This is a genomic window from uncultured Paraglaciecola sp. (assembly GCF_937123705.1).
In the GTDB taxonomy this organism is placed as follows: domain Bacteria; phylum Pseudomonadota; class Gammaproteobacteria; order Enterobacterales; family Alteromonadaceae; genus Paraglaciecola.
In genome coordinates this window covers 1-22223 of the sequence record NZ_CAKZKO010000197.1, presented here as the reverse complement: position 1 = coordinate 22223, position 22223 = coordinate 1, and the positions used below count along the sequence as shown (strand labels likewise).

The window sequence follows — 22223 nt, the reverse complement described above, 5'->3', positions numbered from 1 at the left end:
GAGCCAGAGCCAGAGCCAGAGCCAGAGCCAGGGCCAGAGCCAGAGCCAGAGCCAGGGCCAGAGCCAGAGCCAGAGCCAGGGCCAGAGCCAGAGCCAGAGCCAGAGCCAGAGCCAGAGCCAGAGCCCAGAGTTGACAACGACTTAGAGCATGAGCTTGAAGCTGAACTTAATACAGAAACGGACTTTGAGACAGAGGCGATCAATGACGTCACCTTAGACGAAGATCAGCTTGAAAAAGCCTTAGAAGATTTTGAAAACGAAGAACTCGATGAAGTACTTGAAGACCTTACGTCAAATGCCAGCTCATCCATTAGTTCTCTTGATGATTTGGCGTTTTCGGCTGATGATTTTGTTACAAACGAGTCTTCAAACAAACCCGCTCCTGCGCCATCATCTACCTTAGATGATATACCCTCTACTGAGGACTTTGATGACAGTGATTTGGAAATTACGTTTGATGAAAGCAGTGCCAACTCCGTAAATGAATCGACTGAAGGTAGCAATGAAAACCTAGATGACTTACCAGGACTCGGGGATTGGTTAGATGAAGATGCGGTAACACCGCAGCAGCAGGAAAAGGCCATTACAGACAATGGCATGATTGAAGAGCTTGAAGATTCAAGCTTTGATGAAATGCTCGAATCCATTGACTTAGAAGATGAGCTAACACCTTCGGAAGAAGATGACACTGGGCTTGATATTGCTGCTCTGTTGGATGAAACCGCCGACAATGATGATATCGATGTTAGTGATAAAGAATTAGAAGACTTTTTAGATGTAGAAACATTACTCAATGAAAGTGTGGATGCTGAGTCAGATGAAGAGATCGAAAAGGCGCTAGATTTAGATATTCCCTTAGAGCCTTTTGTAAATGAACAAGATAATCTCGATATGATTGATGTTGACGCCAATGATGGCTTGGGGGCTAAGTTAGACTTGGCACATGCTTACATAGAAATTGGTGAACAAGATTCGGCTAAAGAGCTGTTAGACGAGATTTTGCAAAAAGGTACTGATGAGCAAGTGGCAGAAGTTAAAAAAATATTAGATAAATTGGACTAGTAGCGATGATTACTTCTGGTAAACCTAAAACTTAGGTTTACCAGAAAATCATTGGAAAAATTGACTTTAGAAAAAGCTATACACCAAAGTGACTGCAGTTTGTGTATCTAGGTTTTCGGTATCGTCAGCGACATCGGAGTTATGATCTAAAGTAAGGGAAACCTTAAGAGATAAACCACCGCTAATTTGGGCAGAAACTGATGTCTCAGATTTTGATTTAGTATTATCGCTACCTATTTCGGTACTAACTAACTGTTTGAACGTAGCCGTCTTCGAGATTTTCCATTGATAGTCAGCTGCTGCCCTTACAATAAATCCATCTTGCGCGATCCCTTGATTGGTTTCAGAAAATGAGTAACCAGGACCTATACTGTAATTAAACTGACTGGTTTCATCTTCCCACATTTTTTGAGACCAACCAGCAGCTAGTGTTGCTTGATAGTTATAACTGCTAAATTTGTCGTCTTCATATGAGGCGAAACCAAATAGTCTATGGTCAGGATTTTCTAATTTGTAATTAACTTGGCCTGACAAAAAGTATTTTTGAGCGGTGGTTTGTTCATCACCATCAATTTCATCATTTTTGTACAATGCTTCCAACGTGTAGTCGTTGCTCCACTGAGTTAGCTCTTGGTGAGCAGACAGTTTACCTTTAACTGAGGTGGTTTCGGTGTTCCCAGTGGTCGCAATATAGCCAAATTCGCCGTCCATAGTGAAAGGTTTCATTTCCTCGGCTGCTAATACATTTCCTGTGGCACATAACCCAAGTAAAATTAAAGATTTTTTCATTTGTTTATCCTATTGTGTGTAAACGTCATTGAGTAGGAGTGCTTCGCCTTAGTGTTGCAGATACTTAATTTACTGCTATAAAAATTGATATATCAAGCTAATGGCTGCTTCTGTATCGAGTGATTCATTGTGTGGTCCAACACTGGAATCAAAGTCCATAATAAAACTTAACTTCATCCCTAGCTTTCCTGTCAACTTGGTTGATAGAGATGTTTCCGATTTGGTTTTAGTAAATTCATGGTCAGATTCAGCACTAATAAATTGTCGAAAAGTGGCTTGCTCTGAAAATTTTCGTTTGTACTCTATTGCAGCCCTAACTATCAACCCCTTGTTTGCTTCGTTATTACTGTCTGCTTTTACTTTGGAGACAGCATAACCTGGTCCTACGCTGTATTTTAATTCACTGCACTTATCGCGCCAAACTCTAGAAGTCCAGCCCGCTGCTAATGCTGCTTGATAGTGAAAACCATTAAATCGATTGTTCTCGTATTCACCATATAAGAACACTCGGTTGTTTGTTCCCGCGAGTTTATGATCCATTTGCGAAGAAACAAAAAGTTTTTGCGCAGAAGCGGTATTGGTTTTTTTACCCTGTACTTCTTGTTGGTTTTGTTTATATAAGGCGTTTCCAATAATCTGATAACCCCAATCTGAGAATTCTTGGGTAGTATTTATATTAGCGGTGACACTCGAAGTATTGGTATTGCCATCCGCCATCAAAAATCCAAACTCTCCGACCATTGACAATTCGTCATTCCCTTCGTAACTAGGGGGCTCGGGGAAATACAGGATATGCATAGTGCCTTGCTTTGCAAAAACACTTTTTGCTGTAAGTAAAATAATAAACAGTATCAGGTACTTCATATCATTTAAATGGACTGGTCATTTTAAAAATTGCGCAATAGTATATACAAAATCAACAAGCTTGTGGACTAATAATACCAAACTACATAAGTAAGGGCTTTCCCTTTCGGGCGAGTTTTAATAGGACTGAGTGCTCATTTATTTGTGTGGCTTGGTATAAAGCATAACAAAGTCGAATGGTTGTTTTTTGCACTATAAAGGTTGGTGAAGCGAAGGATTCATCACACCTAAAACGCCGTCTGCTTCCATTGATGCAAATTTAACTGCATCTTGTAAATCTTCTTGCTCAAGTTTTAAGAATTTTAGCACTAATGGGCTAATCAATTGGCTGGCTGAATACAATTGGTTATCGGCCATTGCTATCCCTGCACGAGCAGCCGTATAAATTATCGCCACATCTTTGTTTTTGAGGGCTTTATTTTCGTTATGCAAGTCCATAACAGGAACATATAATTGGCTTGGTAAGTGCCAAAACTCCATCAACTTTGCGCTGCAATTTGCGTAGCTAAAGCCCAAAACTTGTTGTTGTAATTTCCAGGGGGAGGTTTTTTCGTCATAGTTACAGCATGCAATGGCCAAGTCTGGTGACTGCAAAGCCACAAGCAACTCGCCTAAGTTATGTAACAAACCCAATAAAAAAAATCTTTCACTGCCTCTTATTTTGACCATTTTTGCTAGATGTTTCGCTACTAGAGCGGCATAAATGCTCTGTAACCAGAATCTTTTCAAATCAATCACATCGCTACTGAAGTGTTCAAACGCAGAACTTGCCGTTTCTGCCATCACTAGGTTATATAAGGCCTCACCGCCAATTATGTTGATGGCTTTTGGCAAAGAGTCAATTTGCGATTCAAAACGAAATAACGGACTATTAGCTAGTTTAAGTAATTTTGAAGACAAAGAGGGATCTAATGAAATGTAACGACCAATGTCTTCTAGGTTTGATTTGTTATCGTCTAACATGGCACGTATTCGCACGCAAATATCCGGTAAAGCAAAAGATTGGCTGGCTACTCTAGCAATATCGATAGGAAGAAGTGATGGCATAATTCATTTTATTGGATAGATCATTGCTTCAGTATAAACATTCATGATTTGAAAAGTGTGATTATTTTCACGTCAATTTGCATACAGGGGTATACATAAAAGTGCTTGATTTTTGTTGCCAAAAAGATAGGGTGTTTTAACATTTAATTCACATTATGAATGACTTACAAAGCGTTTCCTCCCACAGAGGTTTGCTTATTATTTGTTGAGACATTCAGAATTCCTATGGGTATTCCAGAAAATACCAATAAGCTAAAATAATTAATAGGATGTGTTATGCAACATTTTGTACCTAAATTACCGCGCCCGTCGTTAAGACATATGTTGACTGAAGGCCGCACGATACTGGAACTAGGGGCCATGGGGGCATCATTGCCATTATTAATGCGCGCTCCTCAAGGTGATGGTCATCCAGTTATGGTATTACCTGGATTTATGGCCAGTGATATTTCGACTAAGCCGATTCGTAGTTTTCTAGGACGCAAAGGATATCAATCTAGTGGTTGGGGCCTAGGGCGTAATTTAGGCACTCATATTGTGGGCGGCCAGCAAGTATTAAGCGATGACTTACTCAATAAGGTAATAGAATTGTCGGTTATTCATAATGCCAAAGTCAGTTTAGTCGGGTGGAGCTTAGGTGGTGTGCTAGCTCGTGAAATAGCGCGTATCATTCCAGAGTGTGTACGCCAAGTTATTTCATTAGGTAGTCCATTTAATGGCCCTAGTGGCTCGGCTTCACCCGTTGAGAGAATATTTAAGCTAATTAATGGCAAGTTAATACAAGACAATCCAGAGGTGGTGAATAATATGTCTTTACCACCCCCAGTGCCCACATCGGCACTGTATTCGAAAACCGATGGTGTGGCCCATTGGCAGGCATGCTTACACCATGATGTTGATGAGCATCACGAAACAGAGAATATAGAAGTACGAGGCAGTCATACGGGGTTAGGGCACAATCCTCAAGTGGTGTGGATCGTAGCTAACCGTTTAGCTCAAGCTGAAAATAATTGGCAGCCATATAAAACAGCACCACAAGGCCGCTTTGACCCAAGTCTTAATTTGGTATAACAATAAAGTAAGCAGCAAAGGTCGATTTTTGTTGCTGCAACAAACAATAAGAAGTCCTAACATTTATGCATTCAATACCTTATCAGTCAGAAAAACTCGTCAACGCCAATGGCTTACAACTTAACTACGATAGTTTTGGTGATCCTAGCAATCCTGCCATCGTGCTGATTATGGGCTTGGCTACCCAAATGATTTACTGGGATGAGGAATTTTGCCGCATGTTAGCTGCCCAAGGATTTTGGGTGATCCGCTTTGATAATCGAGATGTAGGTAAAAGTACTTGGCTTAAAGGGGTACGTAAACCCAGTACCTTGGCACTGATTGGCAATGCTTTATTTAATCGCTCTTTAGGTGCCGCTTACTTATTGGATGATATGGTGGCAGACACTATTGGTTTATTGGATGCCCTTGATATTAAGCAAGCCCACTTTGTGGGGGCTTCTATGGGCGGCATGATTGCCCAAGCATTGGCCATCAATGCGCCGCAACGGATCATGAGTTTAACCTCTATTATGTCAACTACTGGAGATCGTTCTCTACCTAAACCTTCTCTGGGGTTTGCGTTAAAAATGATTGGCTCAGCGCCTAAAGATAAAAAAGAGTTTCAGGCCCATGGTATGAAAGTGTGGAAAACCCTACAAGGTGAGCACTACGAGTTTGATGAAAAACGGATTGCAGACTTAATTGGTCACTCAATCTCTAGAGGCTTTAATCTAGCAGGTAGCGGTAGGCAATTGGCTGCAATTGTCGATTCGCCTGATAGAACCGCCGGTTTAAACAATTTGACTATACCCAGTTTAGTGATCCATGGTGATGCCGACCCTCTTGTACCTGTTGCTTGTGGCTATGCAACGGCAAAAGCCATTCCTAATGCCCAGCTAAAGATTTATGCAGGTATGGGGCATACGCTTCCCAGTGCCTTACATACAGACATTAGCCAAGCCATTATCGAGCATATTAAGGCTATTTAAAACGTGAAAACAAACCGTTAACACCGCGCACTATCCATCTTGGGTAGTGCGAGGCCCACTGCACTAATAGTTTATTGGCTATCTTGTCTAAAAACACCACTTCGCCTTTCTTGCTAGCTTTGTAGGCCTGAGAAGCTAGCTCCATAGGATCGGCCTTTAAAAACTTAGGAATGAACTTTTCCATGCCATCAGCATGACTGAGCATCTTGGTTTCTGTCATGCCAGGGCATACACAAGTCACACTGACCCCTGTACCCCGCAGCTCCTCGGCAATGCCTTCTGAAAACGACAATACAAAGGCCTTGCTGGCACCGTAAGCGGCAAAGTTAGGGGTGGGCATAAAACTGGCGATAGATCCTACATTAACAATCTTGCCTTGACCGCGCTCAATCATCGGCTGCACAAAAGCTTGGGTCATATTGACTAAACTTTGTACATTTAATTGTATAAGGTTATTTAAGGTGTGGGGGTCGCTTTCGCTTAATTTTTCAACTTGCATCATACCGGCGTTGTTAACCAAAATATCAATCTGTATTGCTTGTTCCGTCAAGGCGGCAAAGAGTTGTTGCGGGGCATCAACGGGAATAAGATCGGCAGCAAGTACTGTCACCTTTACGGCATATTTTTCTGTGAGTTGTTGCGCAAACTCTTCGAGTTTGGCTGCGTTTCGGGCAACTAGCACAAGATCATGGCCATTTTTTGCGTATACCTCTGCGAAGCTGCGACCTATACCTTCAGATGAACCTGTGATCAATGCTGTGTTAAGTTTTGGCATGTAAATACTTCCTATTGGCTGAATACGGTTCACTTAACGTGAACCGCTGATTTTTTGATGGATTTCAATTTCTCTATTTAACACTGGATCCCCGATAAAAGCACTCGGGAATGACGATGAGGAGAATTGCCGCCATTCCGGTAGTCCTCGCTTACAACATGCGGGGATGACGCGGTATTTCGTTAACCAAAATCCAATTTTATTGTTTGTCTTTAGAAAAATCGTCCTCCAATAAACCAAGTTGAACTGATGTATCTACTGGGCTTTGCTTTTTATTCTTAGCCGCTTTTGCCCTTCTTTTACGCATGGCACAGGCTTTGATGATTTTGCTTTGCACATCTTGCTCTAAATTTATCCAATGTAAACGCTCTTCTCTGGAACGAAAGCAACCCACGCAAAAACCTTTAGGGCCAGACTGGCATACGCCAATACAGGGACTGGTTATCTCAAAGATTTCAATTTGCTTCAATGTGTGCCCCAAAGTAGCGGATATGACTGGATAATAACACTCTTGGGTGAAATGTAGGCAATCAGATTTTTAAATAGGCAATAAAAAGGCCGCTTAAAAGCGGCCTGAAGTCATTATTTTTACTTACCAGATTTTAACTCTGTCTTCTGGTTTAAGGTACATAGCGTCACCTTCTTTCACATCAAAGGCTTGATAGAAAGCATCAACGTTACCAACTATGCCATTAACGCGGAACTCGCCCGGTGAATGAGGGTCGCTTAACAACTGTGCTCTAAGTGCGTCTTCACGAGACTTACTACGCCAAACCTGGGCATAACCCATAAAGAAGCGCTGAGCGCCAGATAATCCATCGATAGTAGCGGCTTCTTTGCCCTCTAAAGACATTTGATATGCTTTATACCCAATAGTCACGCCGGCTAAGTCGCCGATGTTTTCGCCTAAGGTTAATTCACCGTTAACGTTTTGACCTTCGATGGGTTCAAATTTGTCAAACTGGGCTACTAACTTTTTTCCTAACACATCAAAGGCGGCGCGATCTTCATCTGTCCACCAACTACGTAGGTTACCTTGACCATCATACTTAGAGCCTTGATCGTCAAAACCATGGCCAATTTCGTGACCAATGACCGCTCCAATAGCACCGTAGTTCACGGCATCTTCGGCATTCATATCGAAGAAAGGTGCTTGTAAAATACCCGCTGGAAATACAATTTCATTTCGCACAGGCGAATAATAGGCATTTATGGTTTGTGGTGTCATGCCCCAATCGGCTTTGTCGACAGGTTTACCAATTTTGTTAGTGTCTTCAAAATGATCGAAGGCTGAATAACGGGTGTAATTGCCCACTAAATCATCGGCTTTGATCTCTAAGGCTGAATAATCACGCCATTTATCAGGGTAACCAATTTTAGGGGTAAAGGCGGCGAGTTTAGCAAGGGCCGCTTTTTTGGTTTCAGGGGTCATCCACTCTAATTGATTGATGCTATCGCCATAGGCGGTGGTGAGGTTTTTAACTAAAGCATCCATTTTCGCTTTTGCTTCTGGAGTAAAGTGACGCTCAACATATTGCTGACCTAAGACTTCACCTAACACACCACTAGTGGCGGCTACTGCACGTTTCCAGCGAGGTTGTTGCTCCGGGATACCGCGTAGAGTAGTAGAATGAAAATCAAAGTGTAAATTCACCATATCTTCACTTAGGCGTGACGCGTAGGCGTCGACTAAGTTAAAGGTTAAATAGTCTTTCCAAGTCTGTAAGTCGTGGGCGGCGAATATCTCTGAAATCGATTCAAAGAAAGGTAAATTACGTAGCACCATATCTTCTACTTTACCGACACCACTGGCATCTGCATAGGCTTGCCAGTCAAAAGTACCCAATAATGCTTTAACTTCTGCGGCGCTCTTTTTGTTGTAATTTTTCTCAGCATCACGACTTTCAACTTGTGAAAGGTGTTTAGACGCAATGTCTTTTTCTAACGCCATAATTTTAGTGGCGGCGTCAGCAGCTGATGTGTGCCCAGCTTTGCTTAACACGTCAGCCATATATTTTTCAGTGGCCGCGCGGAAATTAACAAATTTTTCTTCTTCTTTGCTGTAATAATCTCTATCTGGCAAGGTTAAGCCGCTTTGATAAAGGTACATAGTGACCACGTCAGGGTTTTTGGCATCGGGTGAGGTATAAAAATTAAATGCACCACCTACACCCATCACTAACATTTCACCAAACACTGTAGACAGTTGCTGCATGTTTTCGATGCTTTCAATACTGCCGAGCATAGATTTAAGCGGGGTTAAGCCATTTTGGTTGGCCAGCTCAACATTCATGTAGCTGTTGTACATGTCACCTAGTTTTTGGGTGTTTGAACCTTTTTCTGCTTCAGTGTTAGCCGACTCTTGGATCAAGGTTTTTAAATTATCTTGGGTGTCATCATATAAAACATTAAACAAACCATAACGAGACTTATCGGCTGGGATCTCGGTTTGGGTTAACCATGCACCGTTTACATGTCTAAAAAAGTCGTCTTGAGCAGGTACGTTTTGATCAACCGCAGTTAAATCAATACCTGAAGTCAAAGGTGCTTCACTTACGGCCGCCTCTTTTTTTGTCATGACTTCAGTGGTTTCTGTTTTGCTTGATGGCTCACATGCACTTAAACCTAATGCCAAACTGACACTAAGGGCTAACATACTCATTTTTTTCATTTGTTTACCTGTGTTGAGCAATATATTTTGCTCTTTATGTTTTAAAAGTCGTGACGGAGTGTACTGATTGCTAAAGCCAACTGCAAAAATAGCAAAGAATTAAGTGTGAGGATTTGTTACAAAGCTGTTAATTCTTTTTTCACGCTCATACCATTATCCATAAATAAGTGCTCACTTATTTATGGATAATGGTTTTTTTTTGAAAACTAGGGGGAATGCGAATGGATTCCCGATAAAAGCACTCGGGAATGACGAGTGTAGGTGTATTTCTTGAGTTCAAAATTATTTTCCCTTTAAAAGCAAAACGCAAGACCTGACCCCGGTTGCGCAAGACCTGACCCCGGTTGCGCTGACCCCGGTTGCGGGGTGTGGTTGGAGATCGGGAATCGCTTGTACTTTAAAGGCAAATTATGGGCTGGCGTAGCATCAAAGGTTAGGGTACATCGGCCATGGATATCCGAAGAATAGGCAAAAAAAACCTGTCAGTTAAGAACTGACAGGTTTTTGGTCAACTGACTTTTATCAATAATGATAACTTGAGTTTACTTTTTCTTAGCCTTGGGATTAGGTAAGTCAGTAATGCTGCCTTCGTACATTTCAGCGGCAAGACCAATTGACTCGTTAAGGGTTGGGTGGGCATGAATAGTGAGGGCGATGTCTTCGGCATCGGCGCCCATTTCAATGGCTAGGCCAATTTCACCTAACATTTCGCCGGCGTTAATGCCCACAATTGCACCACCGATTACGCGGTGGGTGTCTTTGTCGAAGATTAACTTAGTCATGCCTTCGGTACGGGCCGATGCAATTGCACGGCCAGATGCAGCCCAAGGGAAACTCGCAGTCTCGTATTTTACGCCCTGTTCTTTGGCTTCTTTTTCGGTTAACCCTACCCATGCCATTTCTGGATCGGTATAAGCAACGGAAGGAATGCATTTAGGGTCGAAGTAATGTTTCTTACCAGAAACCACTTCAGCCGCTACATGACCTTCATGAGCGGCTTTGTGTGCCAGCATGGGTTGACCCACAACATCACCTAAGGCAAAAATGTTGGAAACATTAGTACGCAGTTGCTTATCAACATTGATAAAGCCCTTGTCGTCTACTTTTACACCGGCTTTTTCTGCATCTACCATACTGCCGTTTGGACGACGACCCACAGCCACTAATACTTTGTCGTATTTAACTGGCTCGGCTGGGGCTTGTTTGCCTTCGAAAGACACATACAAACCGTCTTCTTTGGCTTCAACGCCCGTTACTTTGGTTTCTAGCATGACATTAAATTTGTTTTTAATGTATTTCTGATAAATCTTAACCACGTCTTTGTCAGCGGCAGGCACAAGCTGATCAAGAAATTCAACCACATCAATTTGTGAGCCTAAGGCGCGATAAACTGTACCCATTTCTAGGCCGATAATGCCGCCACCTAACACCAACATTTTTTCTGGTACATCGGCTAATTCAAGTGCACCAGTAGAATCGATAACTCTAGGATCGTCTTGTGGGATAAAAGGTAAGCTAACAGGCTCTGAACCTGCCGCAATAATGGCATTATCAAAATTAATAGTGGTTTTGCCGTCTTTACCTTCAACTTCTAAGGTATTGCTGCCTGTAAATTTTCCGTAGCCTTGTACGTGTTTAACTTTACGCATTTTAGCCATACCCGACAAACCTTTGGTAAGCTGAGTCACAACGCTGTCTTTCCAACCACGTACTTTATCTAAGTCGATTTTTGGCTCACCAAAAGTCACGCCGTGACCGGCCATTTCTTTGGCATCGTCAATCACTTTAGCGACATGTAGTAGGGCTTTTGAAGGGATGCAGCCTACGTTTAAACACACGCCGCCTAAGGTCTCGCGAGCATCAACTATGACTGTTTCTACACCTAAATCTGCAGCACGAAAAGCGGCTGCATAGCCTCCTGGGCCTGCACCTAATACTACTAGTTGAGTTTTAATTTCGCTCATATGATCCTCAATTTTTTGTTTTTGAACAAGATGTTTGCCGCAGTTGGGCGAAACACCTTGTGACTAAATTCTGCCTATTGGCTGTTAAAGTTGGACGTACTAAACGCGCCCCAATTTTCTCTACAGTATTATTCTACGCAAGTCAGTTAAATTTGCAGCAACTTCAGTAGAAAAACGTGCACCTACTGCACCGTCGATTACACGATGATCGTAAGATAAACTTAAGGGCACCATTAAGCGCGGCGCAAAATCACTGCCGTTCCATTTAGGTTTCATCTCTGATTTAGATACGCCCAAGATGGCCACCTCAGGTGCATTAACTATAGGTGTAAAGGCTGTACCGCCAATTCCACCCAAGCTAGAAATAGTAAAAGTGCCACCTTGCATATCGGCTGCTTTCAGCTTGCCTTCACGGGCTTTTACCGAAGTCTCTATCAATTCCTTAGATAACTGTTCGATACCTTTTTTGTTGACATCCTTGATCACCGGCACTACTAAACCGCCCGGTGTTTCTACCGCAATGCCTATGTTTATATACTTTTTAACGATCAAACTTTCGCCATCATCAGATAATGAGGAGTTGAAAACGGTGTATTTTTCTAGGGCTTTTGCCACAGCTTTCATCACAAACACTAAAGGCGTGATCTTTAATCCTGATTTAATTTTGCCGTGGTAAGCATTTTGCTCTTTACGGAAAGTTTCAACCTCGGTGATATCGGCTTCATCAAACTGAGTCACATGGGGAATAGTGGCCCAGTTGCGATGTAAAAACGGACCAGATATTTTCTGAATACGGGTTAAAGGTAATACCTCAACCTCACCAAACTTGCTGTGATCTACAGGTTTCACTGTGGCAATCTGTAATACATTATCACCTGCAACCGCACCACCGCTGGCCGAGCGTGGTTTGGCTAATTCTGCTTTGACATAGGCTTGCACATCTTCTTTGAGTATACGGGCTTTAGGGCCGTTACCTGTAACTTGGTTTAGGTCAACACCAAATTCTCTGGCTATTCGGCGTACCGAAGGTGAAGCGTGAGCTTTTCCGCCAGAGTTTGCTGTAGGTTCGGCCGCAACAGGAGTGGACTTTTCAGGCGCTGCGGTGGCTGATTTTTCTGCCTCCGCTTCAGGCGCCGTTGTTGCAACTTCTGGACTTTCAGTATTGCTATCACCAATAGTTTCGAGTTTGATTACAACGCTGCCTTGCTTGACTTTATCGCCAGTACTAATAAGAACTTCTTTGACTGTTCCAGCGTGAGTGGATGGCACATCCATAGTGGCTTTATCTGTTTCAAGGGTGATTAAGCCGTCTTCTAGTTCAATGGTATCGCCTGGCGCTACCAGTACCTCAATCACATCGACTTCGCCGTCTTCACCAATATCCGGTACCGCTACGTCTATCACTTCAGCGGCGCTTTTTGAAGCAGGTGCAGGGGCTGCAGCGGGTTCGTTAGGTGTACTTTCAGCTTCATCGGATGGTGAAGTTTCAGCTTCTTCGGATGATGCTGTTTCAGGTGACTTGGCTTCCTCATTAGAAGCGGCTGCTTCTGAATCTGCAGCCTTTATTTCACCAATTACATCACCTTCTTTGATTTTGTCGCCAACCTTAACCGACAAGCTGGCAAGTTCACCTGCAAACGGGGCAGGGATATCCATCGAGGCTTTGTCGGTCTCAACGGTCACTATGCCTTCGTCGGCTTCTAGGGTGTCGCCAACAGCGAAACAAATTTCAATAATTTCAACTTCTTCGCCGCCTACATCGGGGACGAGGATTTTTTGAGTATCTGACATAAATAAAATTCCTTATCTAGCCGCAATTAGGCGTAAAGTGGATTAAGTTTGTCGGCGTTGATATTAAAACGCTCAATGGCTTGGCTTACGACTTTTTTGTCTACTTCACCCCGTTTGGCTAATTCGTACAACGAAGCTACGACTACATATTCCGCGTTCACTTCAAAGTGGGTACGTAAATTAGCGCGGCTATCACTACGGCCAAAACCGTCTGTGCCTAAGCAGCGATAATCAGTATCGATAAAGGCGCGAACTTGGTCTGAATAACCTTTCACATAATCGGTCGCGGCAATGGCTGGGCCTGCATCTTTAGTGATAATACTGCCAATATATGAAGTTTGTGGCGTCGCTTCTGGATTAAGCATATTCCAACGGGTCACATCTTGACCTTCACGGGCAAGCTCATTAAAAGAGGTCACAGAATACACATCAGACGATACACCAAAGTCGGCACTTAGCATCTGCGCCGCCTTGCGCACTTCATTTAAAATAGTGCCAGAGCCCATTAATTGCACATTGGCTGTGGCTTTTTTCTTGGTTTCAACACGCTCTAATTGGTAGATCCCTTTGATGATTTGCTCGGCCACGTCTTTATCTTCGGGCATGGCAGGATGTTGATAGTTTTCATTCATCAAAGTGAGGTAGTAGAAAATATTTTCATTGTCAGTGTACATACGGCGTAAACCGTCTTGAATGATCACCGCCACTTCGTAACCATAAGTAGGATCGTAAGTTACGCAGTTTGGAATGAGGTTGGCTTGCACATGGGAATGACCATCTTGATGTTGTAAACCTTCTCCATTTAGCGTGGTTCTGCCTGCTGTAGCGCCGAGTAAGAACCCGCGGGCTTGGCTGTCACCTGCGGCCCATGCTAAGTCACCAACACGCTGAAAACCAAACATTGAGTAATAGATATAAAACGGAATGGTAGTGGCGTTACAAGTGGAGTAAGACGTACCTGACGCCACCCAAGAAGCCATAGCACCGAGTTCGTTAATGCCTTCCTGTAACACTTGGCCTTTTTTATCTTCACGATAATACGCCACTTGGTCGGCATCTTGGGGCACGTATTTTTGCCCTTCATTGGCGTAGATACCTACTTGACGAAACAAACCTTCCATTCCAAACGTTCGGGCTTCATCAGGAATAATAGGTACAACGCGCTTGCCCATTTTTTTATCTTTTAACAATGCGTTCAAAACTCGAACAAAAGTCATAGTAGACGACACTTCACGCTCGCCCGAGCCTTTTAATATAGCATCAAAGGCTTTCAGCTCAGGCATTTCAAGCTGTTCTTCGGCTTGTTTGCGGCGTTGTGGCAACGCGCCGCCTAATGCTTCACGGCGCGCTTTCATATATTTGTATTCTTCGCTATCTTCGGCGAATTTAAAATAAGGCAAGTCAGCAATGGCTTCATCGGCAACTGGGATATTAAAACGGTCGCGGAATTTCTTAATAGAGTCCACGTCCATTTTTTTCACGTTGTGAGCAATGTTTAAGGCTTCACCCGATGCACCTAAACCAAACCCTTTAACGGTTTTAGCTAAGATAACCGTTGGGCGACCTTTAGTATCCATGGCTTTTTGATAAGCGGCATATACTTTAACGGGATCGTGTCCACCCCGGTTTAAACGGAAGATATCTTCGTCAGACATATTTGCCACTAACGCCGCCGTTTCTGGATATTTATTAAAGTAATTCTCGCGAGTGTATTTACCGCCTTTGGCTTTACAGTTTTGATATTCGCCATCTACGGTTTCGTTCATCAGTTGTAGAAGTTTGCCAGACTTATCACGGGCCAGTAACGCATCCCAATAACTGCCCCAAATGACTTTAACCACTTCCCAGCCTGCGCCTCGGAATGTACCTTCAAGCTCTTGGATAATTTTGCCGTTACCACGTACCGGGCCGTCTAATCGCTGTAAGTTGCAATTGATCACAAAGGTTAAATTATCTAAGCCTTCGCGAGATGCTAAACCAATAGCGCCCAATGATTCTGGCTCGTCACATTCACCATCACCTAAATAACAATATACTCTTTGTTCTGAGCAATCTTTGATACCACGGTTAGTTAAGTACTTTAAAAAACGTGCCGTATAGATAGCTTGTAGCGGCCCTAAACCCATAGAAACAGTAGGAAATTGCCAATAGTCTTTCATCAAGTGGGGGTGCGGGTAAGACGGTATACCTTCGCCATCACATTCCTGACGGAAATTATTAAGCTGATCTTCTGAAAGGTTCCCTTCGAGGAAAGAGCGGGCATAAATACCCGGAGAAATATGCCCTTGTGAGAATATAAAATCGCCGCTGTTTTTATCATTAGGGGCTTTGAAAAAGTGATTGAAGCCCACATCGTACAACATCGCAGATGAAGCAAAACTACCTATATGGCCGCCCAGTTCTAGGTCTTTTTCAGAAGCCCGTAACACTATCATCAAGGCATTCCAACGAATAGCGGCACGAATTCGCGCTTCTATGGACTGGTCTCCCGGCATAGTTGGCTCTTGCGCCACGGGAATAGTATTGATGTAGGCAGTGGTGGCGTCGTAAGGTAAATGCGCGCCACTTCGGCGGGCTTTATCTATTAAAGCTTCTAACAAAAAATGTGCGCGTTCGGCGCCTTCTTCTGCAAAAACGCTTTCTAACGAATCTAACCACTCTTGGGTTTCTTGTGGATCTACATCTGGATGCATCATATCAGCCATGGTGCTTGCCTTTTCTATTGTTTGTTAATGTTGGGACTTATGGATAATCAATAAGCCGGTATTTACTGTTTGTTTGCTTACTTGCAACCTCTACTGCTGTTGAAGTAAGCAGTCAATTTACTTCTATTCGCCGTAACGCCCGCTGCATGCGGCTATCTTGACGGTTAATATTTAATAAAGTGTCTTCAATATAGGCTAAGTGTTCGTTACTGGCCTTACGGGCCTGCTCGGGATCGCCTTTTAAAATAGCCTGTACTATATTGCTTCTTTGATGCTTTATGTTCTGAGCCGCATCTGCATGTTTCGCTAGTACTTCTAAGTTTCGTTGGATATTGTCTTGCAGCATAGACTGTAAACTGCGCATGACATGCTGCAAAACCATGTTGTGAGCAGCTTTAGCCATAGTTAGATAAAAATCAACAAGGGCAATGGCTTCGTTACTTTTATCGGCCGCATCATCTGGTAAAGCGTGTAATGCGTTTTGTAATGCTTGATAATCTTCTGGTTGACCACGTAGTGCTGCGTAATAAGCCGCCATGCCTTCTAAGGCATGACGAAATTCGAGTAAATCGAACTGCATCTCGGGTTTATCGGATAACAGTTGCAATAAAGGCTCGGTAATCAACTCATTTAAACGGGGCTTAACGTAAGTGCCGCCACCTTGTTTACGCTCCACTAATTTTTTGGCTTCGAGTTTTTGAATGGCTTCTCTTACTGAAGGTCGTGACACCTCAAATTGTTCGGCAAGAGCTCGTTCTGATAACAGCTTTTGTCCAGCTAATAAACGACCATCTAAAATCATGGCTTCTAACTGTTCCATAATATCGTCAGATAACTTTCTAGATTGCACGCGGCGCATTCAATATATCCACAGTTTTTAATAGTACAAAATTGCCATTTGGTAAATTGGTAATACCAACGAAAGCCATAGCTTAGTAGACAATTGTTTATGAGTAAATATAAATTTTATAAATGATCGTTAAAGTATGTAAAACAGAATGAAAAACAAAAAAATTTTGAACCACAGAGGGCACACAGAAAAGCAAATGAAATCTTAATTATCTTTTCCTCAGTGCAGTGCAGCGCTCTGGTTTCTCTGTGGTGAATATGCTTTTAAAAGAAAGGAGGTTAATTAACCCAACCGGTTAAGGTTAACAGTGCAATGATGACCAATAAAAACATGACATTTCGCTTGGCTAGCTTGACTAAAGTACAGGGCTCTTCGGTGCAGTCGTTTTCGTCTGGTTCGATTTCTTCTGCTTGTTTGGATACATCTAAAAGTAACGTCTTGGCTTCTACTGTAGGGTCGGGAAGGTAGGCCAACCAGGTGGGAAATGCCCGCGAAAAGTGGCCAACCAATAAAAACCCTAAAGCAGTGATGCGTACCGGAATCCAATCAAGGATATTCAATAGGCCTTTTAACTGCTGACTTATCTGCTCATTTTCGTCTGATAGCCTTGCTGTCATTTCTCTGACTAAGGTATATAACATCGCTCCAGCGGCACCCGCAACGGCAAACCATAAAATTACCGCGGTATAATGACGATAGTTTTGCCATACCAAACTTAACCCAAAAGAGATTTCGCCTTTGTCATTGCCGCTAATTTCGTCTTCGTAGAGGCTACATGCCTGTAAATCGCCTCGATTTGCAGCTTTTAAGAAACACTTATAGGTGGCACGAATTGCAGGGCATCCCACGCACACCATTAATATCGCTGTGCTTACTACTAACTCTATTAATCCACCGGTAAATTCTTGCACGACTAAATAAGTTAAAACCACTGGGGCAATAATAACCAAAGCCAAGATCCAAGACTTGGACGTTGAGGTGAACCCACCCCGTGAGACTATGCCTTGTAGGTATTTATCGGCGTAAAACCCTGCTTGCCAATATTGGGATTTAGTAGTGACTCGTTCAACAAGCAATACCAGTAACAAGCTGATTAATGTCATGATGTTATCTCTTATATATTTGTTATTAGGTTGAGTAATTACTTAGCTAGCGTGGCATAAACTATATCATCTGCCGATAAGCTGACCAATCAAAAGCAAATCCTGGGTCGGTTTTTCTACCTGGTGCAATATCATTATGACCCACAATACGCCCAAGGGTAATAGCAGGGTACTGTTGCATTAAGGTTTTGGTGAGATTGCTTAAGCTTTGATATTGTGCCTGGGTATAAGCAATATGATCAGCCCCCTCAAGTTCAACCCCAATAGCATAGTCATTGCACCTGGTTACACCTTGAAAGCTTGATACCCCAGCATGCCACGCTCTTTTATCAAAAGGCACAAATTGTAGGATATGCCCATCTCGCCTGATCAAGCAATGAGCCGACACCCGCATGTGGTAAATGCTCGCAAAGTAGGGGTGTAGGTTAGGATCTAAACAGCCGGTAAAGAAATACTTGATATAATCGCCACCAAATTCATTAGGAGGCAATGAAATATTATGGATCACTAACAGTGAGATCTGATGTGGGTCGGGACGCTCATCACAATGAGTGCTTTGACAATATTCAGCCGGTTGTAAAATTCCGTTCTTAATCAAGGTTTTGGCAGCATAAATAGGGCGTAATACTGTTATCATAACAAAGTGTATTATTTAAAGGTTATAAATTTTTACTAAGAGATATAGGGCACTATGCAACAACAAAAAATGGGCAAAGGTATGCTAATTGTGGCGTGGATCATTGGTTTAGGGCTACTTACCCTAATGTTTGACGAACAGCTTGCCAAACAATTTAATCCTAATGCCAAGCCGATTTCTTCTTCCATGCAAGGTGTACAAGAAGTTCGCCTTAAACAGAACCGTGCAGGGCATTATGTGACTAGTGGTTTCATAAATGGCCAGCCTGTGGTGTTTCTATTAGATACCGGCGCTACCCATGTGTCTGTGCCTATGCATTTAGCTGACACATTAAATTTGCAGCTAGGTAATAGCGCTTTTGTGCAAACCGCCAATGGGCGGGTACAGGTGGCACAAACCAATATTCAGCGCTTGTCTATTGGTGATATTCAATTAGATAATGTGCGCGCTAACCTAAACCCTGGCTTTAAAGATGATGAAATACTGCTGGGAATGAGCGCCCTAAAACAATTAGAATTTACCCAAAGAGGTGAATGGTTGATATTACGTAATTTATAAATAGCATAAAAACCAAAGACAAAAGAATGTTGAACCACAGAGGACACCGAGAGCACAGAGAAAAGTGATTTAAATGTTAACCATCTTTTCCTCTGCGGTGGAATGCTTTTAGACGGAGTAGTATTATTCCCCATTATGACAAGAGAGATTATGCAAGATATTGATATTAAAAACGCCGTTAAAATCGCTTTATCCGAAGACTTAAACGGTCAGCACCCAGATCAAGGGGATATTACCGCAAACCTTATTCCCGCCACTCAAATTATCACGGCCGATATCATTACCCGTGAAGATTGCGTATTAGCCGGAGCCGCTTGGGTAACTGAAACCTTTGCACAGCTCAATCCAGAGATTAAATTACACTGGTATGCCCAAGACGGCGAACAGCTAACAGAAAATCAGCCAATAGTGCGATTATCGGGTAATGCTAGGCATATATTAACAGGGGAACGTACTGCCCTTAATTTTTTACAAACCTTGTCTGGCACCGCCACGCAAGTGGCAAAGTGTGTGCAGCAACTAGCGGGCAGCCACACCCAATTATTAGACACCCGAAAAACCTTGCCCGGCATGCGCCTAGCACAAAAATATGCGGTCACTTGTGGTGGTGGTAAAAACCATCGAATAGGATTATTCGATGCCTACCTAATAAAAGAGAATCATATTTTGGCCTGTGGCTCGATTCAGGCCGCTGTTTTAAAGGCTAGAGAGCACAACAGTGATTTACAGGTAGAAGTTGAAGTAGAAAATTTACCAGAATTACATCAAGCAATTGCCGCTAAGGCCGACATCGTTATGTTAGACAATTTTAGCGTGGCTATGCTTAAGCAGGCTGTTATTGTTAATCAAGGGCAATGTAAATTAGAGGTATCGGGCAATATTACCATCGACAGATTAAAGGCATTATCGGACTTAGGCGTAGACTTTATTTCTTCAGGTGCGCTGACTAAAGATGTTAAAGCGATAGATTTGTCTTTAAGAGTAATAGAAACCCTTGCTTCTTAGTGGTAGCTACATTAACCCTGTTACAAGGGCTTAGTGACCAAATAAAGGCATGTTGTTAACAGAATGTTTTATGGTTAAGACTTAGGTATACATCTACATACTTGCCAGAAACTTAACTCGTTCTATACTGAACAGGCATTCAAAAACAACGCCCTAAACCGGCAACTAAGCAGTAAACTTTAAACTTAAATTTACACAAGATGTGTAGGAGAAAAAACCATGAACATGACTCAACTAAATAATGCAAAAAAACAAGGCGGCTTCACTCTTATCGAATTGATGATTGTTGTGGCTATTATCGGTATTTTGGCAGCCATTGCTTTACCAGCTTATCAAACATACACCAGTAAAGCTAAGTTCTCTGAAGTAGTGCTTGCTGCACAAAATCATAAGATTGCTATTGAAATTTGTGCTCAGACGACAGGTGATATGACGCAATGTGCTGCAGGAAGTAATGGCGTACCAGCTAATATTACTGTTGCGGACGGTAGATTAGCCACTCTAACATGGGATGGTTCTGATATGACAGCAACTGCAGTTACTGCTGATGGCTTAGCTGGGGAGACATATATAATGGGCGGTGCTCTTGTTGATGGTAAAGTGACGTGGACTTTAGATGCTACCTCAACATGTGCTACAGGCGGTTTGTGTTAGTATTAACAAACTGATGTAAAGCTAAAGCCCAGCCTTGCTGGGCTTTTTTGTCTTTACCACCTCTCTAATATATTTGCATACTTGTCATTCAGATACTTTTTAGGATATTAATATGGCGAAGTCACCCACAATATTTGTTTATAACGGCTCGAATCGTAGAGGGCAAGTTGTTAAAGGCGAAATTTCCGCCATGTCTATCGTTGAAGCTAAAAATCAACTCCGTAGGCAAGGTATTTCAGCGAAGAAGGTTAAAAAGTTAGCTAAGCCATTACTGGGCGGTGGGGAAAGCATTAAGCCAGTAGACATTGCCTTATTATCAAGACAAATTGCCACTATGCTCAGTGCTGGGGTAAGCTTAATTCAAGCTATTGAGATGGTGGCGTCAGGTCATGCTAATCGGAAAATGCGCGAGCTATTGACTGAAATTGGTGCCAGTGTCAGTGCCGGTAATCCTCTTGCCGCGACTCTACGACAGCATCCCGATTATTTTGACGATTTATATTGTGACTTAGTGGAAACCGGCGAGCAGTCGGGTGCACTTGAAACTATTTACGATCGGATCGCCCTATATAAAGAAAAAGCCGAAGCCCTAAAATCCAAAATTAAAAAAGCCATGTTTTATCCTATAGCGGTTATAGTGGTGGCTTTTATTGTAACCACTATATTGCTGATTTTTGTGGTGCCGCAATTTGAAGAAATATTTTCTGGCTTTGGTGCTGAACTGCCGGCTTTTACCCAGTTTGTGTTAGGTATATCACGTGGTATGCAGGATTATGGTTTAATAATAGGCGGGGTTATAATCGCTGCGGGAATCTTATTTGCCAAAGCCCATAAAAACTCTCTAAAACTTAGGGATTCTGTTGATAAAAAAATTCTAAAAATTCCTGTGATAGGTGACATCCTTAGTAAGGCTTCTGTTGCTCGTTTTACTCGTACTTTGTCTACTACTTTTGCAGCCGGCGTACCTTTAATGGGCGCATTAGACTCAGCGGCAGGTGCTGCGGGTAATGCCGTATATCGTGATGCCATTTTATTCGTAAAAAAAGAAGTTTCAGGCGGCATTCCCATGAACGTGGGCATGCGTAGCACTGGGGTGTTTCCCGAAATGGTGGTGCAAATGATTGCCATAGGTGAAGAAGCCGGTGCGGTTGACGAAATGCTTAGTAAAATCGCCACTATCTATGAAGCCGAAGTAGACGATATGGTGGATGGCTTAACCAGTTTACTCGAACCCATGATTATGGCAGTACTAGGCGTAGTCATTGGTGGCTTGATAGTCGCCATGTATTTACCAATATTCGAAATGGGTAATGTGGTATAAAGATGCGTCGAGTGGTGTTAGCCTACGAGTAAAAAAGCATGCGCTAACGCTTACAGGCATCCGTGCCTGATTTTGACTCGATTCCCTTCGAGCCAGTTACTTTTTTTTGCTCGCACAAAATAAAGTAACCAAAAAAAAGTGCGCCTTACTACTGCTGAAAAACCCCTATAAAAAGGCAAAAAAGCACGGTCGTCTTCATGTGCTCCCAGCACACAAGACTTAATTTTCTGTCCATGAAAATTAACCGCACTTTTTTGCCTTTTGATAGGCCGCAGTACATAGGAATGAAAATCAAAAGCAGTGGCTGCGCCACCAAAGAAAACAAAGCTTTATCGGCGTAGCCGATGCTCTTGATTTACCCTCGAATGAATGCTCGCCGACTATC

General features: G+C 42.7%; 19 protein-coding genes. 7 read left to right on the top strand and 12 right to left on the bottom strand.

What is annotated here, in order from left to right; all coding sequences use genetic code 11:
• The coding region (locus Q0688_RS24070) for a FimV/HubP family polar landmark protein (protein WP_299083268.1) at positions 1 to 1062 on the top strand (1062 nt) is incomplete at its 5' end.
• Between the two features lie 66 nt (positions 1063 to 1128).
• Here the strand turns inward: Q0688_RS24070 and Q0688_RS24065 are convergent.
• From Q0688_RS24065 to Q0688_RS24055, 3 genes are all read right to left on the bottom strand, one after another.
• Positions 1129 to 1851, bottom strand: a complete 723-nt coding sequence (locus Q0688_RS24065) for a YdiY family protein (RefSeq protein WP_299083266.1) — start codon at positions 1849 to 1851, stop codon at positions 1129 to 1131.
• A gap of 75 nt (positions 1852 to 1926) precedes the next feature.
• Positions 1927 to 2715, bottom strand: coding sequence for a YdiY family protein (locus Q0688_RS24060; protein WP_299083264.1), 789 nt, complete (start codon positions 2713 to 2715; stop codon positions 1927 to 1929).
• Between the two features lie 192 nt (positions 2716 to 2907).
• Positions 2908 to 3762, bottom strand: a complete 855-nt coding sequence (locus Q0688_RS24055; protein WP_299083262.1) for an HDOD domain-containing protein — start codon at positions 3760 to 3762, stop codon at positions 2908 to 2910.
• A gap of 276 nt (positions 3763 to 4038) precedes the next feature.
• Here Q0688_RS24055 and Q0688_RS24050 point away from each other — a divergent pair, with 276 nt between their 5' ends.
• Together Q0688_RS24050 and Q0688_RS24045 are read left to right on the top strand one after the other, a co-directional pair.
• A complete protein-coding gene (locus Q0688_RS24050; RefSeq protein WP_299083261.1) occupies positions 4039 to 4833 on the top strand; it encodes a hypothetical protein in 795 nt (264 codons plus the stop codon).
• A gap of 65 nt (positions 4834 to 4898) precedes the next feature.
• Positions 4899 to 5804, top strand: coding sequence for an alpha/beta hydrolase (locus Q0688_RS24045; RefSeq protein ID WP_299083259.1), 906 nt, complete (start codon positions 4899 to 4901; stop codon positions 5802 to 5804).
• On the opposite strand, the gene Q0688_RS24040 is transcribed toward Q0688_RS24045, so the two are convergent.
• The 9 genes from Q0688_RS24040 to ampD form a co-directional block, all read right to left on the bottom strand.
• Positions 5797 to 6579, bottom strand: a complete 783-nt coding sequence (locus Q0688_RS24040) for an SDR family oxidoreductase (RefSeq protein WP_299083257.1) — start codon at positions 6577 to 6579, stop codon at positions 5797 to 5799. The genes Q0688_RS24045 and Q0688_RS24040 overlap by 8 nt on opposite strands.
• A 199-nt stretch (positions 6580 to 6778) precedes the next feature.
• Positions 6779 to 7048, bottom strand: coding sequence for a DUF1289 domain-containing protein (locus Q0688_RS24035; protein WP_299083255.1), 270 nt, complete (start codon positions 7046 to 7048; stop codon positions 6779 to 6781).
• A 123-nt stretch (positions 7049 to 7171) separates the two neighbouring features.
• Positions 7172 to 9250 carry a M13-type metalloendopeptidase gene (locus Q0688_RS24030; protein WP_299083253.1) on the bottom strand — a complete coding sequence of 693 codons (2079 nt, stop codon included), beginning with the start codon at positions 9248 to 9250 and terminating at the stop codon, positions 7172 to 7174.
• A gap of 542 nt (positions 9251 to 9792) precedes the next feature.
• Positions 9793 to 11214, bottom strand: coding sequence for a dihydrolipoyl dehydrogenase (gene lpdA, locus Q0688_RS24025; protein ID WP_299083251.1), 1422 nt, complete (start codon positions 11212 to 11214; stop codon positions 9793 to 9795).
• Positions 11215 to 11334: 120 nt separating this feature from the next.
• Positions 11335 to 13005 (bottom strand): dihydrolipoyllysine-residue acetyltransferase, encoded by a 1671-nt coding sequence (aceF, locus tag Q0688_RS24020; protein ID WP_299083249.1) that lies wholly within the window; start codon positions 13003 to 13005, stop codon positions 11335 to 11337.
• Between the two features lie 26 nt (positions 13006 to 13031).
• Entirely contained in the window at positions 13032 to 15710 is a 2679-nt protein-coding gene (gene aceE, locus Q0688_RS24015; RefSeq protein WP_299083246.1) for a pyruvate dehydrogenase (acetyl-transferring), homodimeric type, read from the bottom strand.
• 112 nt (positions 15711 to 15822) lie between these two features.
• The gene (locus Q0688_RS24010; protein WP_299083244.1) at positions 15823 to 16569 is read right to left on the bottom strand and encodes a GntR family transcriptional regulator; all 747 of its coding nucleotides are present in this window, start codon (positions 16567 to 16569) and stop codon (positions 15823 to 15825) included.
• A gap of 269 nt (positions 16570 to 16838) precedes the next feature.
• Positions 16839 to 17663 carry a beta-lactamase regulator AmpE gene (gene ampE / locus Q0688_RS24005; protein ID WP_299083242.1) on the bottom strand — a complete coding sequence of 275 codons (825 nt, stop codon included), beginning with the start codon at positions 17661 to 17663 and terminating at the stop codon, positions 16839 to 16841.
• Positions 17664 to 17724: 61 nt separating this feature from the next.
• Positions 17725 to 18300 carry a 1,6-anhydro-N-acetylmuramyl-L-alanine amidase AmpD gene (gene ampD / locus Q0688_RS24000; RefSeq protein WP_299083240.1) on the bottom strand — a complete coding sequence of 192 codons (576 nt, stop codon included), beginning with the start codon at positions 18298 to 18300 and terminating at the stop codon, positions 17725 to 17727.
• A gap of 54 nt (positions 18301 to 18354) precedes the next feature.
• Here ampD and Q0688_RS23995 point away from each other — a divergent pair, with 54 nt between their 5' ends.
• From Q0688_RS23995 to Q0688_RS23980, 4 genes are all read left to right on the top strand, one after another.
• Positions 18355 to 18858 carry a TIGR02281 family clan AA aspartic protease gene (locus tag Q0688_RS23995; RefSeq protein ID WP_299083238.1) on the top strand — a complete coding sequence of 168 codons (504 nt, stop codon included), beginning with the start codon at positions 18355 to 18357 and terminating at the stop codon, positions 18856 to 18858.
• A gap of 150 nt (positions 18859 to 19008) precedes the next feature.
• Positions 19009 to 19863, top strand: a complete 855-nt coding sequence (gene nadC / locus Q0688_RS23990) for a carboxylating nicotinate-nucleotide diphosphorylase (protein ID WP_299083237.1) — start codon at positions 19009 to 19011, stop codon at positions 19861 to 19863.
• Between the two features lie 219 nt (positions 19864 to 20082).
• Positions 20083 to 20517 (top strand): prepilin-type N-terminal cleavage/methylation domain-containing protein, encoded by a 435-nt coding sequence (locus tag Q0688_RS23985; RefSeq protein ID WP_299083235.1) that lies wholly within the window; start codon positions 20083 to 20085, stop codon positions 20515 to 20517.
• Positions 20518 to 20629: 112 nt separating this feature from the next.
• Positions 20630 to 21838 (top strand): type II secretion system F family protein, encoded by a 1209-nt coding sequence (locus tag Q0688_RS23980; RefSeq protein ID WP_299083233.1) that lies wholly within the window; start codon positions 20630 to 20632, stop codon positions 21836 to 21838.
• Positions 21839 to 22223: the final 385 nt, after the last annotated feature.